Below are 16,575 nucleotides of genomic sequence, written 5' to 3'. Positions count from 1 at the left end.
ACCGAATGGTTGACGCGCCGGGTTGACGGTCCGTTCGTATTGCGCCGGACGGGTGTTCCCCGCCTCGCGGGTCCCTCGTGGGACCCCGGCCCCGCCCTCCCCTCCTGCACGATGGCACTGCCGCGGCACTGCCGCGATCAAGGAGGGCGTCCATGACGACCAGCAGTCGGCACCCCATTCCCGCCGCTCGCCCGGTCATCGACGAGGAGGAGATCGAGGCCGCCGTCCGGGTCCTGCGCAGCGGCCGGGTGGTGCAGGGCCCCGAGGTCGCCGCGTTCGAGGAGGGCTTCTCGGAGCTGGTCGACGGACGGCACTGCGTCGCGGTCAACTCCGGCACCTCCGCGCTCTATCTGGTCCTGCTGGCGCTGGGTCTCGGCCGCGGCGACGAGGTCGTCGTGCCGTCGTTCTCGTTCGCCGCCACCGCCAATGTGGTCAGACTGGCCGGCGCGGAGCCCGTCTTCGCCGACATCGACCCCGCCAGTTACTGCCTCGACCCGGCCGCCGTCGAGGCGGCGATCACCCCGCGCACCGCCGCGGTCATCCCGGTGCATCTGTACGGGCACCCGGCGGCCATGGACCGCATCATGCCCATCGCCGCCGCCCACGGCCTCGCCGTGGTCGAGGACGCCTGCCAGGCGCACGCGGCGGCGCTGCACGGCACCCCCGTGGGGGCGTTCGGCGACGCCGGGACCTTCAGCTTCTATCCGACGAAGAACATGCACTCGCTCGAAGGCGGCATGGTCTCCACCGCCGACGCCGGGCTCGCCAGGACCCTGCGGCTGCTGCGCAACCAGGGCATGGAGCAGCGGTACGCCAACGAGATCATCGGCGTCAACATGCGGCTGACGGACGTCGCCGCCGCCGTGGGCCGGGTGCAGCTGGCGAAGCTGCCCGCGTGGACCGAGCGCCGGATCGCCAACGCCGCCTGTCTCAGCGAGCACATCACCTCGCCCCGGGTGGTCAAGCCGTCCGTGGCGAAGGGGGCGCGGCACAGCTGCCACCAGTACACGATCCGGGTCCCCGGCGACCGGGAGGCGGCGGTGGCGAGGCTGGCCGAGGCGGGGGTGGGCAGCGCGGTCTACTACCCGACGCCGATCCACCGGCTGAAACCCTTCTGGGAACCGGATCAGCTGGCCGGCCGCCGCTGGGAGCTGCCGGAGACCGAGCGCGCGGCGGCGGAGGTCGTCTCGCTGCCGGTGCACCCCTCGCTGACCCGGCCGGAGCTGGCGCGCATCGCCGCCGCCGTCAATGAACTGGGGGAGCGGTGGTGACCGCCGCGCCCCCCGGGGTGACCGCCGCGCCCCGGGGCCCGCTGCGGGTCGGGCTCACCGGCCTGGGCTCGATGGGCCGGCACCACGCCCGGGTGCTCGCCTCGCTGGAGGGGGTGCGGCTGGTCGGCGTGGTGGACCCGCTGGGCGACCGGGAGGGCTGGGCGCAGGGCGTTCCCGTGCTGCGCACGCTGGGGGAGCTGATCGCCCTCGGCATCGACTACGCGGTGGTGGCCTGCCCGACCGCGCTCCATGTGGACGTCGGTCTGGAGCTGGCCGGGGCCGGGATCTGCGCGCTGATCGAGAAGCCGGTCGCCGACAGCGTGGAGGGTGCCCGCGCCCTGGTGGCGGCGTTCGAGTCGCGCTCCCTGGTGGCGGGCGTCGGCCACATCGAGCGCTGCAATCCGGCGCTGCGCTCGCTGCGGCGGCGGCTGGAGGAGGGCGAGCTGGGCGATGTCTACCAGGTGGTGACCCGGCGTCAGGGCCCCTTCCCGCACCGGATCGCCGATGTGGGGGTGGTCAAGGACCTCGCCACCCATGACATCGACCTCACCGGCTGGGTGACCGGCCAGGAGTACGTCTCGATCGCGGCGCGCACGGTCTCCAAGTCGGGCCGCCCGCACGAGGACATGGTCTCGGCGGTCGGCCGGCTCTCGGCCGGCGCCACGGTCAACCACCTGGTCAACTGGCTGAGCCCGCTGAAGGAGAGGTTCACCTCGGTCACCGGCGAGAAGGGCTGTTTCGTCGCCGACACCCTCACCGCCGACCTCACCTTCTACTCCAACGCGGCGCAGGCCACCGAGTGGGAGGCGCTCCAGGCCTTCCGGGGGGTCTCCGAGGGGGACATGGTCCGGTACGCCATTCCCAAGCGGGAGCCGCTGCTGGTCGAGCACGAGCTGTTCCGGGACGCGGTGCTCGGCGGGCCCGCCGACATCTGCACCCTCCGCCAGGGGCTGCGGACGGTGGAGGTGGCGGCGGCGGTGCTGGAGTCGGCCGCCGGCGGCCACACGGTGGAGCTGCCCGCGCCCGCCGTGGTCCGGTAGGGCGGTGCGTGCCGTGACCGTGCCGCAGCGTCCGCCGGGAGCACCCCGTACCGCCGTCGCGGTGGCCGGGCGGCCCGATGTCACGGTGATCCTCGCCGTGTACAACACGATGCCGTATCTGACCGGCTGTCTGGACTCGCTGCTGGCGCAGTCCATCGGTCTGGACCGGCTGCGGATCGTGGCGGTGGACGACGGTTCGACCGACGGCGGCGGGGCCGAGCTGGACCGGTACGCCCGTGCGCACCCGGGCACCGTGACGGTGGTCCACCAGCCCAACTCGGGCGGTCCGGCGGCCCCCAGCAACCGGGCGCTGGAGGCGGCCACCGGCCGGTACGTGTACTTCATGGGCTCGGACGACCGGCTCGGGCCGGAGGCGCTGGCCCGGCTGGTGGCCTGCGCCGACGAGTACGGCTCCGACATCGTGGTCGGGAAGATGACCGGGGTGGGCGGCCGTTATGTCCATCAGGCGCTCTTCGCCGAGAGCGGGCCGAGCGCGCCGGACGTGGGGCTGTACGACTCGGCGCTGCCGTTCACGCTCTCCAACGCGAAGCTGTTCCGGCGTGAGCTGGTGGAGCGGCACGGGCTGCGCTTCCCCGAGGACATGCCGGTCGGCAGCGACCAGCCGTTCACCATCGAGGCCTGTGTCCGGGCCCGCAGGATCTCGGTGCTCGCGGACTACACGTACTACTACGCCCTCAAGCGCCGGGACGCCGGGAACATCACCTACCGGGCCGGTCATACGGACCGGCTGCGCTGCACCGCGCGGATCATGGACCACACCGCCGGGCTGATCCCGCCCGGCCCCGAGCGGGACAGCGTCCTGCACCGCCATTTCACCTGGGAGCTGGCGAAACTCCTCCAGTCGGACTTCCCGGCGCTGGCCGCGCCGGTCCGCGCCCGGGTCTGCGAGGGGATCGGCGCGCTCGCCGACGCCTATCTCACCGATCCGCTGCGCGATCTGCTGCCGGTCCGCCGCCGGGTGCGGATCGAGCTGGCGCGCCGCGGGGCGGCCGAGGTCCTGGTCCGGGCGATCGAGGACGAGGAGCGGAACGGTCCGGTGTTCGCGCTGGCGGGCGACGGACGGGCGCATCTGCGCTGCCCCGGCTTCCGGGATCCGGCGCTCGGCCTTCCCGACCGGGTCTTCGAGGTCCTGGGCGAATCGATTCTCCCCGCGCTGGCCTCCGGCACCGAGCTGCTGGAATCCGCCTGGGAGCAGCACGGCGACGATCTCGCGCTCACTCTCGCGGTGCGCACCCCGCTGACCGGCGACACCTCGTCCGCCGTCGTCCGGCTGCTGCCCGGAGCCCTGCCGAAGAGCGCCGACGGGCCCGGCGGCCGGCAGCTGCCCCCCGGCCACGATCCGCCGCCCGCCGCCGGCCGGTTCACCCGCGAGGAGCTGCCCGGCGGTACGGTCCTCCGCGCCAGGATCCCGGTCGAGGCGCGCACGGCCTCCCTCGCCGTGCGCCTCCATGTCCGGGTCGCGGGGCGGTGGTACGAGATCCCCGTACGGGGACGGGGCAAGCCGATGCCGCTCGCCCGGCGCTGGCGGCTGGACGACTCCTACCGGGTCTCCGCCCGCGTCGACGCCAGGGGCCGCATGGTCGTCCGCACCGGCCCGATGTTCCCGCCGCGCGTGCCCTGGCCGACGCGGGTGCGCCGCCGGCTGGCCGCGCTGCTGCCCGGGGGCCCGTCCGCCCGCTCGTCCGCCCGTTCGTCCGCCCGCGCGAAGAGGAAGTGATCCGATGGACATCTGTGTGGTGGCGCTCGGCAAGATCGGTCTCCCGCTCGCCGTCCAGTTCGCGGCCAAGGGCCACCGGGTCATCGGCGCGGACACCGACGAGCGGGTCGTGGAGCTGGTCAACGCGGGCACCGAACCCTTCCCCGGCGAAGCGGGCCTGGACCGCCTCCTCAAGGACGCCGTCGGCGCCGGGCTGCTCACCGCCACCGCCGACACGGCCGCCGCCGTCGCCCGCTCGGAGGCCGTCGTCATCGTCGTACCGCTGGTTACCGACGCGGCGGGCGTCCCCGACTTCACGGCGCTGGACTCCGCCACCCGCGCCGTCGCCCGGGGCCTCGCCCCCGGAACCCTCGTCTCCTACGAGACGACCCTGCCCGTCGGCACCACCCGCACCCGCTGGGGGCCGCTGCTCGCCGAGGGCTCCGGACTCGCCCCCGGCGAGGGCTTCTTCCTCGTCTTCTCGCCCGAACGCGTCCTCACCGGCCGCGTCTTCGCCGATCTGCGCCGCTACCCCAAGCTCGTCGGCGGCGTCGACGCGGCGTCCGCCCGGCGCGGGACCGACTTCTACACCCGGGTGCTCGACTTCGACCCGCGCCCCGACCTGCCCCGCCCCAACGGCGTCTGGGACCTTCGCACCGCCGAGGCCGCCGAGCTGGCGAAGCTCGCCGAGACCACCTACCGCGATGTGAACATCGCCCTCGTCAACCAGTTCGCCCGCTTCGCCGACCGGCAGGGCATCGACATCGACGAGGTCGTCGAGGCCTGCAACTCCCAGCCCTACAGCCGGCTGCACCGGCCCGGCATCGCGGTCGGCGGCCACTGCATCCCGGTCTACCCCCGGATGTATCTGTGGAACGACCCGGACGCCACCGTCGTACGCGCCGCCCGCGAGGCCAACGCCGCCATGCCCGGGTACGCGGTCGAGCTGCTCGCCGAGGCCTACGGCGAGCTGCGCGGGGCCCCGGTCCTGGTGCTCGGCGCGGCCTACCGGGGCGGAGTGAGGGAGACCGCCTTCTCCGGAGTCTTCCCGACCGTGGCGGCGCTCACGGCACGCGGCGCGATCCCCTATGTGTCCGACCCCCTGTACACCGCCGCCGAACTCACCGCGCACGGACTCACCCCGCACCGGGGCGAGCCGGTCACCGCCGCGATCCTCCAGGCCGACCACGCCGAATACCGCGAGCTGACCCCCGCCGACCTGCCCGGGGTGCGCGTCCTGGTCGACGGCCGCCGCACCACCGACCCCGCCCGCTGGGCGGGCGTACGCCGGGTCGTCATCGGCGGCTGACCGCCCCGCCCCACCACAGCGAAGGACTCGATGCGCATGCCCCCGTCCCCCACCCCGCCCAAGCTGGCCGTCGTCGTCGCCAACGGCATCACCGGGGACTCCCGGGTGCAGAAGACCGCGCTCGCCGCCGCGCACGCGGGCTGGGACGTCACCCTGGTCGGCCGGGCCGCCGGGAAGAAGCCCGAACACTCCTGGCTCGGCCCCGTCAAAGTCGTCCGCCTGCCCGTCGGCAACCGGATGGAACGCCTGGTCAACGCCAGGAAGAGCCGGGGCGGACCGCGCGCCCGACTCACCCAGTGGGGCATCCGCGACCGCGCCGCCCTCGACCAGATCCGCGACGCCCACCGCGTCTGGGTCCGCGAGCAGACCACCCGGATCGGCCATCTCGCCGCCACCCCGCTCGGCGGGGCCGCCGCCGTCGGGCTGCGCGCCCTGGTCCGCGCCCGGCGCGGCGCGCACCGGCTCCGGCTCCGCGCCTACCGCTGGGAGCAGCGCCGCAAGACCACCGGGACGACCACCGGCGACTGGCGGCGCGACTGGCCCGCCCTCCTCGATCTCGACCTCGCCTTCGGACCGTTCATCGAGGAACTCGCCCCCGACGTCGTCCACGCCAACGACATCACCACCATCCACACCGCCGCCCGCGCCGCCTCCCGGCTGCGCGCCCGGGGCCGCCGCTGCGCCTGGCTGTACGACTCCCACGAGTACGTCGCCGGCATCGCCTGGGCCAAGGCGGCGATGCGCAGCGCCTTCCCGGCGGTGGAGCGGGAGTACATCCACCGGGCCGACGCCGTGGTGACCGTGTCGCCCGAGCTGGCCGCCCTGATCCGCGCCGACCACCGGCTCCCCGAGACCCCGGCCGTGGTCCGCAACGCCCCCGTCCGCGCGGTCGTCGGGGCGGCGGCCGGCCGGGTCTGCGTCCGCGCCGCCTGCGGTCTGCGACCGGGCGTTCCGCTGCTGGTGTACGCGGGATGGCTCGCCCCCGACCGGGGCGTGGGCACCGCCGTCGAGGCCCTGCCGCTGCTGCCGGAGCACCATCTGGCGCTGGTCGCGGGACGGCCGGGGGCCGGGCTGACCGCGCTGCTGGACCGGGCGGCGGAGCTGAGGGTGCGCCACCGGGTGCATGTGGTGCCCTATGTGCCCCAGCACCAGGTGGCGGACTATCTCGGCAGTGCCGATCTGGGTCTGGTGCCCTTCCACCGGATGCCCAACGCGGAGCACTCGCTGCCCACCAAGGCCGCCGAGTATCTGCACGCCGGGCTGCCCCTGGTCTCCAGCGACATCCGGACCACGAGCGAGTTCGTCCGCACCCACGGGGTGGGGGAGGTGTTCACCGCCGAGGACGCCGGCTCCTTCGCGGCGGCGGTGCTGCGCGCCACCGCCGACCGGGACGGGCTGCGGAAGAACATCACGGACGAGCTGCTGGACGGGCTCTCCTGGGAGCGCGAGGCGAAGACCCTGCTGCGGCTCTACAGCCGGATCTCCGGGAAGACGCCCGCCCGGGGGACGGGCGGCGGGCCGTACTGGGACGCCGAGGAGCGGGCGGCGGCCCGGGGCGGCCCCGCCCCCGAGGGCGGCGGCTGGCGACCGCTGGGGGCCACCCCCGTACGGCTCGGTCTCGCCCCGGCAAACCACGCGGGACAGCTCGCCGCCTTCGCGACCGCGATCACCCACCGCCGCGAGGGCGTCTCCGCCGAGGTCGTCAAACACCGCTCGGCGGGCCGCCTCCACGACTACCCCGCCGATGTGCTGGTCGACGGCGCGGCCCTGAAGAATCTGGACGTCCAGCTCGAACAGGTCCGGCGGACCCTGCGCCGCTACACCCATCTGCTCGCCGACGCCTTCCGCCCGGTCTTCGGCCCGCTCAACGGCACCAGCATCGAGGGCGACCTCCCGGCGCTCGCCCAGGCCGGCGTCAAAGTGGCCCTCCTCGCCCACGGCGGCGAGGTCCGCGACCCCGGGCGCCACCGCGCGCGCCACCCGTACTCCCTCTTCCGCGACGCCCCCGAGGGGTACGAGGCCGCCCTGACCCGGCTGGCCGCCCGCAACCGGCGCATCGCCGAGGAGTCGGGGCTGCCGGTCTACGTCACCACCCCGGACCTCCTGCTCGATCTGCCGGGCGCGGTCTGGGCCCCGCTGGTGGTCGACGCCGGGGCCTGGACCGGCACCCGCCCGGTGATGACCCGGCGCAGACCGCTGGTGGTGCACGCGCCCTCCGCGCGCTGGACCAAGGGCACCGAACGGGTGCTGCCGCTGCTCCAGGAGTACGACCGGCGCGGCCTCATCGACTTCCGCCTCGCCGAGGGACTGCCCCCGGCCGAGGTGCGCGCACTGGTGCGCGGCGCGGACGTGGTGGTCGACCAGTTCGCGATCGGCACCTACGGGGCCTTCGCCTGCGAGGGAATGGCGGCGGGCCGGCCCGTCGTCGCCCATGTCGACGAGGAGTCCGTCGCGGCCTGCGGAATCCGCCCGCCGATCGTCAGCGCCACCCCGGACACCCTGGGCGCGGCGCTGGAGCGCCTCCTGGACGACCGGGAGTTCGCCGTCCGCACCGGCCACGACTCCGCCGCCTTCGTCCGCGAGCACCACGACGGCACGGCGACGGCCGCCGCGCTCGACGCCTTCCTCAGCTCCTGAACCGGCCTCGGCCGCAGCCACCCCGAGCCTCAGCCGCCCACCGCCGCCCGCGCCGGCACGGCCTCCTCCTCCAGCAGCCGCACGACCCGCCCGGCGGCCGTCCCGTCCCCGTACGGCTCCCCGCGCGGCGACCGGGGCGCGGGCCGGGCCGCCAGGGCGGACCACCGCTCGGACGGCAGCTCGTGCGGATCCGGTACGAGGACGTTCCAGCCGCCGTCCAGCGTCTCCACCCACTCCGTCTCCGGGCGGAGCGTGGTGCAGGGCCGGCCGAGGAGGAACGCCTCCTTCTGGAGCCCGCCCGAGTCCGTCACCACCCCCGCCGAGGCCAGGACGGCGGCGACCAGCTCCGCGTACGGCAGCGGTCGGCACACCCGCACCGAGCCGCGCGCCAGCTCGACGCCGTACTCCCCGGCGCGGGCGACCAGCCGGGGATGGGCGAGCAGCGCCACCGGCAGCGGCAGCGCCGCCAGCGCGCCGATCAGCGAGGCCAGCCTGACCGGGTCGTCGGTGTTGGCCGGGCGGTGCAGGGTGGCCAGCAGAAACGGCCGCCCGGCGGGGATCCGCGCGGGCGGTACGGGTACCCCGGCCGCGAGCACCCGGTCCCGCACCCGCAGACAGATGTCCACCATCACGTCCCCGGCCAGCCGGGTGCGGCCGGCCAGCCCCTCCCGGGCGAGATGGCGCACCGCCTCCTCGGTGGGGGCGAGCAGCAGATCGGCGCAGTGGTCGGTGAGCACCCGGTTGTGCTCCTCGGGCATCCCCCGGTTGAAGGAGCGCAGCCCCGCCTCCAGATGCGCCACCGGCAGCCGCGACTTCACCGCCGAGAGCGCGCCCGCCAGGGTCGAGTTGGTGTCCCCGTACACCAGCACCCAGTCCGGCCGCTCCCGGGCGAAGACCTCGTCCAGGGCGGCCAGCGCCGCCCCCGTCTGCACCCCGTGGCTGCCGGAGCCGATGCCGAGACGGACGTCCGGGGCGGGGATGGAGAGCCCGGAGAAGAAGACGTCGGAGAGATCGGCGTCGTAGTGCTGCCCGGTGTGGACGATGACATGCCGGTGCCCGGTGCCCGCGAAGGCCGCCGCGACCGGAGCGAGTTTGACCAGCTGGGGGCGGGCCCCGACCACACTCAGAACCTTCACGCTGCCCCTGTTCCTGGGTTCGTACCGCGATCGCCGGGCTGATCCCGCACCGGCCGCGCGTGGCGAATGCACCGGAAAACCGATCAAACCATGACGATGGTGCGGCCGGCGGGAATACCGGGCGGGATCACCGCCCGGCGTCGCATCGGATCGGAAAGGCGTGCGCATGGAGCCCTCGAACGGCGCCCGGGGCCGGGTCGTCATGCTCGTCGACAACGGCGTCAAGGCCGACTCACGCGTCCAGAAGACCGCCCGCTCCGCCGCCGAGGCGGGGTGGGACGTCATCCTGCTCGGGGTGTCGCCCACCTCGAAGATCCAGAGCTGGCGGCTCGGCGGGGCCCGCGTACGGCTGATCCCCAAACCCGCCCATCTGGAGCCGCGCCGCCACGAGCTGCGCCGTCCGCTGCTGCGCCGCCCGCTGGCGTACCGCTCCCAGCGGATCGCCCGCTACCGGGTGCAGACCGCCAAGGCCTGGCGCTCCGACCTGGCCTTCCGCCGGGCGGCGGCGAAGGCCGCGCGCGGCGGCCACCCCGGCACCAGCGCCGGCGGCTCCCCGGCCCGGCTGCTGCTGCCGAGGGCGGCGGCCAGGGCGCTCGCCGCCTGGGTCGGGCTGCGGGCCCGCGAGACCGACCGGCTCCAGCGGCTGCGCGGTCCGCTGACCGCGCCGCTGGACCGCACCTCGACGGCCCTGTGGTCGAAGCTGATGGGCGAGCGCGCCTGGCGGCGGCTGATGCCCGGCCTCTGGGACTACGAGCTGGCCTTCGCCGCCCACATCGACGCCTTCGAACCCGATCTGATCCACGCCCACGACTTCCGGATGCTCGGCGTCGGGGCCCGCGCGGCGGTCCGGGCCAGGGCCCGGGGGCGGGCGGCCAGGCTGGTCTGGGACGCGCACGAGTACGTGCCCGGACTCCCCGCCTTCCACGGCCGCTGGCTGCCGGGCCACATCGCCTGGGAGAAGGAGCACGCGCCCTTCGCGGACGCCGTGATCACCGTCTCGCCGCCGCTGGCCCGGCTGCTCCAGGAGGAGCACCGCCTCCCCGAGCCGCCCGCCGTCGTCCTGAACGCGCCGGTGACCCGCCCGGCGGCGGACGAGCTGGCGGACGCCCCGCCGCCGGGCGATCTGCGCGCCCTGTGCCGGATCGGCCCGGACACCCCGCTGCTGGTGTACGCCGGGGGCATCAGCCCGGTGCGCGGGGTGGAGACCGTCGTCGAGGCGCTGACCGCGCTGCCCGGCGTCCATCTCGCCCTGGTGTCGGTCACCCCGAGGAAGATGAAGGCCGTCGCGAGCACCAAGGTGGCCGCCGCCCGCGCGGGCGTCGCCGACCGGGTCCACTTCCTGCCGTACGTCCCGCACTGGCAGGTGCCCGAATTCCTGGCCCCGGCGGACGCCGCCGTCAGCCCGCTGCGCCATCTCGCCAATCACGAGCTGGCCCTGAGCAATAAATTCTTCGAGTACGCGCGGGCCGGGCTGCCGCTGCTGGTGAGCGACATCCGGACGATGGCCGAGGTGGTCACCGAGACCGGGACGGGCGAGGTCTTCCGGGCCGGGGACACCGAGGACTTCGCCCGGGCGGCCCGGACCGTGCTCGCCGACCCGGAGCGCTACCGCGCCGCGTACCGCGCGCCGGGGCTGCTCGACGGCTGGACCTGGGAGGCGCAGGCCGAGATCCTGGAGGCGCTCTACAGCCGGCTGCTGCCGAACCGGCCGCCCTCGCCGCCACCGCCCCCGCCGCCGTCGTCGCTCTCGGCGAGCGTGCCGTCCGGGGACTCGCGGTAGTGCGCGCCGGTGCTGGGGCACTCCCACACCCCCGGCTCCCCGCCGGGCCCCCCGCCGCGCCCGGCCGGCCGCACCAGCCGCACCCCGGCCCGGCCCACCCAGCCCACCCGCTTCGCCGGGACCCCGGCGACCAGCGCGAAGTCGGGCACGTCCCGGGTGACCACGGCCCCGGCGGCGACCATCGCCCACCGGCCGATCCGCAGCGGGGCCACGCAGACCGAGCGCGCGCCGACCGACGCGCCCTCCGCGACGCTCACCCCCACCGGCTCCCAGTCGCCCGCGCCCTTCGGCCGGCCGTCCGGGTCCACGGCGCGCGGATGGCGGTCGTTGGTGAGGACCGCCGCCGGGCCGATGAAGACGCCGCGCCCCAGCTCGGCGGGCTCGTAGACCAGGGCGTGGTTCTGGAGCTTGCAGTGGTCGCCGATGCGCACGCCCGCGCCGACATAGGCCCCGCGCCCGATCACACACCCCTCGCCCAGCCGGGCCCCCTCCCGGATCTGGGCCAGCTCCCAGACCCGGGTGCCCGCGCCGATCTCGGCGCTCTCGTCCACCTGCGCGGTGGGCAGGACCGTACAGCTCACCGTGTCACTCCTCGCGCACCCGGGGTCGGACGTGCGCCGAGCATAGGCCCGGTTTGACCCTCCGGAGCGGTTCCCCGTACCCTTGACCCTCGGTGTGTTTCCCTACGCACCCATCCCCTGAGCACCCACCTCCCGTCGGTCTCCCCGGCCCGGTTCTCCCGGTCCGGTACACCAGTGCGGGGGAGGCCGCTCGTCCTTCCGGATCGTCACTGGCCCCCGGGCCCGTGTGAGCGGCTGGCATCAGGGGTCCGATCCGAGCGAAAGAGAGATCCGCGTGTACGCCATCGTGCGCAGCGGTGGTCGCCAGCACAAGGTTGCTGTCGGCGACATCGTTGAGGTTGACAAGATTCCCACCGCCAAGGTTGGCGACACGGTAGAGCTCTCTACCCTGCTCGTGGTCGACGGCGAAGCCGTCACCAGCGACCCGTGGGTCCTGGCCGGGATCAAGGTCACCGCCGAGATCGTGGACCACCACAAGGGCGTCAAGATCGACATCCTGCGCTACAAGAACAAGACCGGCTACCGCCGTCGCCAGGGTCACCGTCAGCAGTACACGGCGATCAAGGTCACCGGCATCCCCACGGCCGCGAAGTAAGGGACTGAGGAGACATGGCACATAAGAAGGGCGCATCGTCCACTCGGAACGGTCGCGATTCCAATGCTCAGCGGCTCGGCGTGAAGCGCTTCGGCGGTCAGGTCGTCAACGCCGGTGAGATCCTGGTCCGCCAGCGCGGCACCCACTTCCACCCGGGCTCGGGCGTCGGTCGCGGCAGCGACGACACCCTGTTCGCGCTGAGCGCCGGAGCGGTCGAGTTCGGCCGTCACCGTGGCCGCAAGGTCGTGAACATCGTTCCGGTCGCCGGCTGATCGATTCACTCGATTTTCCGGAACCGTAGAACGGTTTTGGCCGCGGAGTATTCCGTGAGTTTTGTGTGGAGGCGGATCTCACTTCCCTTATCGGGAAGCGGGTCCGCCTCCGCTGTGTTACAGCTAGGAAAGTTCCGTAAGCAATGGAGGCACACCCATGACCACCTTCGTGGACCGCGTCGAACTGCATGTCGCCGCGGGTAACGGAGGCCACGGCTGCGCCTCCGTCCACCGGGAGAAGTTCAAGCCGCTCGGCGGCCCCGACGGCGGAAACGGCGGTCGCGGCGGCGATGTGATCCTGGTGGTGGAGCAGTCGGTGACCACCCTGCTCGACTACCACCACAGCCCGCACCGCAAGGCCACCAACGGCCAGCCCGGAGCCGGTGACAACCGCTCCGGCAAGGACGGCCAGGACCTGGTCCTGCCGGTCCCGGACGGCACCGTCATCCTCGACAAGCAGGGCAATGTCCTCGCCGACCTGGTCGGCCAGGGCACCACCTTCGTCGCGGGCCAGGGCGGGCGCGGCGGCCTCGGCAACGCGGCGCTCTCCTCCGCCCGCCGCAAGGCCCCCGGCTTCGCGCTGCTCGGCGAGCCGGGCGAGTTCCGCGATGTCGTGATGGAGCTGAAGACCGTCGCCGACGTGGCGCTGGTCGGCTACCCGAGCGCGGGCAAGTCCTCGCTGATCTCGGTGCTCAGCGCCGCCAAGCCGAAGATCGCGGACTACCCCTTCACCACCCTGGTGCCCAACCTGGGCGTCGTCACCGCCGGCTCCACCGTCTACACCATCGCGGACGTCCCCGGTCTGATCCCCGGGGCCAGCCAGGGCAAGGGCCTCGGCCTGGAGTTCCTGCGCCATGTCGAGCGCTGCTCGGTGCTGGTGCACGTGCTGGACACCGCGACGCTGGAGTCCGACCGCGACCCCGTCTCCGACCTCGATGTCATCGAGGCCGAGCTGAAGCAGTACGGCGGCCTGGACGACCGGCCCCGGATCGTCGTCCTCAACAAGGTCGACATCCCCGACGGCCAGGACCTCGCGGAGATGATCCGCCCCGAGCTGCTCGCCCGCGGCTACCAGGTCTTCGAGGTGTCGGCCGTCGCCCGCACCGGGCTGAAGGAGCTGTCCTTCGCCCTCGCCGGGATCATCGCCGAGGCCCGCGCGGCCAAGCCCGCCGAGGAGGCCACCCGTATCGTCATCCGCCCCAAGGCGGTCGACGACACCGGCTTCACCGTCGTCCGCGAGGAGGACGACCTCTACCGGGTGCGCGGCGAGAAGCCCGAGCGCTGGGTCCGCCAGACCGACTTCAGCAACGACGAGGCCGTGGGCTATCTGGCCGACCGGCTCAGCCGCCTCGGCGTCGAGGAGAAGCTGATGAAGGCCGGCGCGCGCGCCGGTGACGGCGTCGCCATCGGCCCCGAGGACAACGCGGTCGTCTTCGACTGGGAGCCGACCATGATGGCGGGCGCGGAGATGCTCGGCCGCCGTGGCGAGGACCACCGTCTGGAGGCCCCCCGGCCCGCCGCCCAGCGCCGCCGCGACCGCGAGGCCGAGCGGGACGACCCGCAGCGCGAGTACGACGAGTTCCACCCGTTCCAGTGACGGAACCGATCCGGTGAGGAACCGATCCGGTGACGGGAGCGATCCCGTCCCGGACCGTTTCCGTCACCGGCGGTCCCCGCCGATCCCCGCGACCAAAGGCCCGAGCGCTCCGCCGGGCCTTTTCGCCGTCCCCCGCCCCCGCCGGCCGGGGGCGGTCCCCGTCCCCCCGGCGGTCCACTCTGGTCAGCACGGCTGCCCGTACCGCTCTCGCGGGCCGGGTCTCCTCGGCGTGTCCCGATGCGCCGCGAGCGGCACGGCACGCTGATGCCGTAAGTGTTCTGAAGAGCGGTAAAAGCGGTAGAAATCGCTCAAAAAGGACTGGGCGGACGAGCGGAGCACCTGTGAAGATCTCTTTCCTCATCCACACCATCTACGGAATCGGCGGGACCATCCGGACCACGCTCAATCTGGCGGAGGAACTCGCCGCCGAGCACGAGATCGAGATCGTCTCGGTCTTCCGCCACCGCAACGTGCCCCTCTTCGACATCGACCCCCGCATCGCCGTCGTCCCCCTGGTCGACACCCGCCCCGGCTCACCGGCCCAGGAGAAGGACCACCCCGAGCACCGCACCCCGGCCGGGCTCTTCCCCCGCTCGGAGGCGCGGTACGAGGAGTACAGCGCCCTCACCGACCGGCGGGTGCGCGAGCACTACGCCGCCTCCACCGCCGGCGTCGTCATCGGCACCCGCCCCGGCCTGGTCGTCTACGCCGCCCGCTGCGCGCCCCCGGGCGCGGTGGTCATCGGCCAGGAGCACATGAGCCACAACCACCACAGCGAGGCCCTCCGCGAGGAGATGCGCCCGCACCTCGCCGCGCTCGACGCCTTCGTGACCGTCTCCGAGGGCGACGCGGCCGTCTGGCGGGCCCGGATGCCCCTCCCGGACACCCGGGTCCTCGCCATCCCCAACAGCGTCCCCCGGCCCGTCGTGGCCCCTTCCGCGCTGACGGCCCCCGTCGTCGTCGCCGCGGGCCGGCTCTCCCGCGAGAAGCAGTACGAGGTGCTGATCCGCGCCTTCGCCAAGGTCGTCGCCGAACACCCGGAGTGGACCCTGCGGATCTGCGGCTCGGGCGCGGAGAAGGACCGGCTCCGCCGCTGCGTCCAGAAGCATCTGATGAGCAACCACGTCCTGCTGATGGGCCCGCGCTCGCCGATCGACCCGGAGTGGGTCAAGGGCTCCGTCGCCGTCTCCACCTCCCGCCACGAGTCCTTCGGCATGACCCTCGTCGAGGCGATGCGCAACGGCCTGCCCGTCGTCTCCACCGACTGCGACTACGGCCCCCGCGAGATCCTCAAGGACGGCGAGGACGGACTGCTCACACCGGTCGGCAAGGCCGACGCGGTCGCCGCCGCGCTGCTCACGCTCATCGAGGACGAGGGGCTGCGCCGCAAGATGGGGGCCGCCGCCGCCCGCAACTCCCGCCGGTTCGACCCCTCCGCCGTCGCCCGGCGGTACGCGGACCTCTTCGCCGAACTCGGCGCGGGCGACCGCGCCTCCTCCCCCCGGCCCTCCGCCCTCCCGGAAGGCCCCGGCCCCGGCGCCGCGCCGGACGCCGCCTTCGAACCGGTGGCGGACTGCGTCGCGGAGGACGACGGCTCGCTGACCGTCACCCTCGTCACCCCGCCGGACGCCGTGCTCGCCCACCCCGGACTGCGCCTGGTCTGCGTCCGCACCGGCGGCTCCGGCGCGGCGGACGAGCGGATCTACCCCTTCCGCGCGGACGGCACCGCGACCGTCCCGGCCGGCGACGAGTTCGCCGAGGGCCAGTGGCTCTGCACCGCCGACCGCCCCGGCGGCGGTCGCCGCACCGTGCTGCTGAGCCGCTCGGTCGACCAGCGCGGCTCGCTCCTCGCCCCCGCCCGGCTCGCCCCCGGCTCCGGGGTGCGCCACCGGGTGCCCCACCGGCGCGGCCCCCGCCACCAGCTCGCGCTGCGCTCCTGGGTACGGCCCGTGCACGCCGAGGCCGGCGACATCAGCCGCTCCGGCACCCGGCTCACCCTCCAGGGGCGGCTGCTGGGCCCCGCCCTGCCCGCGGGCCGGCCCGAGCTGGCCCTGCGCCGCCGGGGCGGCCCCGAGGAGGAGATCGTCCTCCCCGCCGACCGGGAGGGCCCGCACGGCTTCCGGGCCGTCATCGACGGCGAGACGCCCGCCGCACGCCAGCTGACCCCGAACGACGTCTGGGAGGTCTGGCTGCGCCCGGCCCCCGGCCGGGAGCCGGTGCGGGTCGCCCGGCTCCTGGACGACGTCGTCGACAAGAGCGGCGTCTTCGTCTATCCGGACGCCCTCACCCACAAGCGCCGTCCGCTGCTGCTGCCGCGCCGGGTGCTGCGCAGGCTCCTCGGCAGGCCCCAGCGGCTGGTGAAGGTGTCACTCGGCTACGACGGGGACAATGGACTCGTCCTGAGACTCACCGACCGGATCACCGACCGGAACACCGGCCGGCCCGCGGACCGGCCCGCCGACCGGGCCGCCGCCAGGCGATGACGGCGACCCGCCCCCGGAGGGGCGCAAACCCGCCTCGTCTGTGGCGTCCGTCACGGCCCGATCGGGGGTCCCCGGCCCCAACCTCCCTGGCCACCGAGTGAACGCGCGGTGGACCCGGGGGAAGTGTCCCCCCATACCCGCCTTGCGATGCGGTCAC

At 74.3% G+C, this 16,575-nt stretch carries 12 protein-coding genes; 10 read left to right on the top strand and 2 right to left on the bottom strand.

Annotated elements, in window-relative coordinates:
* Nucleotides 1-152: 152 nt before the first annotated feature.
* The 5 genes from ABD371_RS05890 (at nt 153) to ABD371_RS05870 (ending at nt 7,974) form a co-directional block, all read left to right on the top strand.
* Nucleotides 153-1,271, top strand: coding sequence for a DegT/DnrJ/EryC1/StrS family aminotransferase (locus ABD371_RS05890; protein WP_344473478.1), 1,119 nt, complete (start codon nt 153-155; stop codon nt 1,269-1,271).
* Nucleotides 1,272-1,342: 71 nt separating this feature from the next.
* On the top strand, nt 1,343-2,311 hold the full coding sequence (locus ABD371_RS05885) for a Gfo/Idh/MocA family protein (RefSeq protein ID WP_381733366.1): 969 nt from the start codon (nt 1,343-1,345) through the stop codon (nt 2,309-2,311).
* Nucleotides 2,312-2,420: 109 nt separating this feature from the next.
* A complete protein-coding gene (locus tag ABD371_RS05880) occupies nt 2,421-4,049 on the top strand; it encodes a glycosyltransferase family 2 protein (RefSeq protein ID WP_381733363.1) in 1,629 nt (542 codons plus the stop codon).
* Between the two features lie 4 nt (nt 4,050-4,053).
* Nucleotides 4,054-5,337, top strand: coding sequence for a nucleotide sugar dehydrogenase (locus tag ABD371_RS05875; RefSeq protein ID WP_344473476.1), 1,284 nt, complete (start codon nt 4,054-4,056; stop codon nt 5,335-5,337).
* A gap of 36 nt (nt 5,338-5,373) precedes the next feature.
* The gene (locus tag ABD371_RS05870) at nt 5,374-7,974 is read left to right on the top strand and encodes a glycosyltransferase (RefSeq protein WP_344473474.1); all 2,601 of its coding nucleotides are present in this window, start codon (nt 5,374-5,376) and stop codon (nt 7,972-7,974) included.
* Nucleotides 7,975-8,003: 29 nt separating this feature from the next.
* On the opposite strand, the gene wecB is transcribed toward ABD371_RS05870, so the two are convergent.
* Nucleotides 8,004-9,110, bottom strand: a complete 1,107-nt coding sequence (gene wecB / locus ABD371_RS05865) for a non-hydrolyzing UDP-N-acetylglucosamine 2-epimerase (RefSeq protein WP_344473472.1) — start codon at nt 9,108-9,110, stop codon at nt 8,004-8,006.
* A gap of 166 nt (nt 9,111-9,276) precedes the next feature.
* On the opposite strand from wecB, the gene ABD371_RS05860 reads away from it, so the two are divergent.
* Nucleotides 9,277-10,890, top strand: coding sequence for a glycosyltransferase family 4 protein (locus tag ABD371_RS05860; protein WP_344473470.1), 1,614 nt, complete (start codon nt 9,277-9,279; stop codon nt 10,888-10,890).
* On the opposite strand, the gene ABD371_RS05855 is transcribed toward ABD371_RS05860, so the two are convergent.
* Nucleotides 10,794-11,471 carry an acyltransferase gene (locus ABD371_RS05855; RefSeq protein WP_344473468.1) on the bottom strand — a complete coding sequence of 226 codons (678 nt, stop codon included), beginning with the start codon at nt 11,469-11,471 and terminating at the stop codon, nt 10,794-10,796. The two genes, ABD371_RS05860 and ABD371_RS05855, sit on opposite strands and share 97 nt — an antisense overlap.
* A gap of 274 nt (nt 11,472-11,745) precedes the next feature.
* Between ABD371_RS05855 and rplU the strand changes: the two genes are divergently transcribed.
* The 4 genes from rplU (at nt 11,746) to ABD371_RS05835 (ending at nt 16,418) form a co-directional block, all read left to right on the top strand.
* Nucleotides 11,746-12,066, top strand: coding sequence for a 50S ribosomal protein L21 (gene rplU / locus ABD371_RS05850; RefSeq protein WP_190122684.1), 321 nt, complete (start codon nt 11,746-11,748; stop codon nt 12,064-12,066).
* Nucleotides 12,067-12,080: 14 nt separating this feature from the next.
* A complete protein-coding gene (rpmA, locus tag ABD371_RS05845) occupies nt 12,081-12,338 on the top strand; it encodes a 50S ribosomal protein L27 (RefSeq protein ID WP_190122685.1) in 258 nt (85 codons plus the stop codon).
* 157 nt (nt 12,339-12,495) lie between these two features.
* The gene (gene obgE / locus ABD371_RS05840; RefSeq protein WP_344473465.1) at nt 12,496-13,935 is read left to right on the top strand and encodes a GTPase ObgE; all 1,440 of its coding nucleotides are present in this window, start codon (nt 12,496-12,498) and stop codon (nt 13,933-13,935) included.
* Nucleotides 13,936-14,276: 341 nt separating this feature from the next.
* Nucleotides 14,277-16,418 (top strand): glycosyltransferase family 4 protein, encoded by a 2,142-nt coding sequence (locus tag ABD371_RS05835; protein ID WP_344473463.1) that lies wholly within the window; start codon nt 14,277-14,279, stop codon nt 16,416-16,418.
* Nucleotides 16,419-16,575 lie beyond the last annotated feature (157 nt).

The sequence above is a fragment of the Streptomyces amakusaensis genome, assembly GCF_039532665.1.
GTDB classification, from domain to species: Bacteria; Actinomycetota; Actinomycetes; order Streptomycetales; family Streptomycetaceae; genus Streptomyces; species Streptomyces amakusaensis.
This window is presented reverse-complemented; position numbering and strand designations above follow the sequence as displayed.

Coding starts and splice junctions, on each gene's coding strand:
- ABD371_RS05870 (WP_344473474.1), top strand. CDS start 5,374: ATGCCCCCGTCCCCCACCCCGCCCAAGCTGGCCGTCGTCGTCGCCAAC.
- rpmA (WP_190122685.1), top strand. CDS start 12,081: ATGGCACATAAGAAGGGCGCATCGTCCACTCGGAACGGTCGCGATTCC.
- obgE (WP_344473465.1), top strand. CDS start 12,496: ATGACCACCTTCGTGGACCGCGTCGAACTGCATGTCGCCGCGGGTAAC.
- ABD371_RS05885 (WP_381733366.1), top strand. CDS start 1,343: ATGGGCCGGCACCACGCCCGGGTGCTCGCCTCGCTGGAGGGGGTGCGG.
- ABD371_RS05880 (WP_381733363.1), top strand. CDS start 2,421: ATGCCGTATCTGACCGGCTGTCTGGACTCGCTGCTGGCGCAGTCCATC.
- ABD371_RS05875 (WP_344473476.1), top strand. CDS start 4,054: ATGGACATCTGTGTGGTGGCGCTCGGCAAGATCGGTCTCCCGCTCGCC.
- ABD371_RS05890 (WP_344473478.1), top strand. CDS start 153: ATGACGACCAGCAGTCGGCACCCCATTCCCGCCGCTCGCCCGGTCATC.
- ABD371_RS05860 (WP_344473470.1), top strand. CDS start 9,277: ATGGAGCCCTCGAACGGCGCCCGGGGCCGGGTCGTCATGCTCGTCGAC.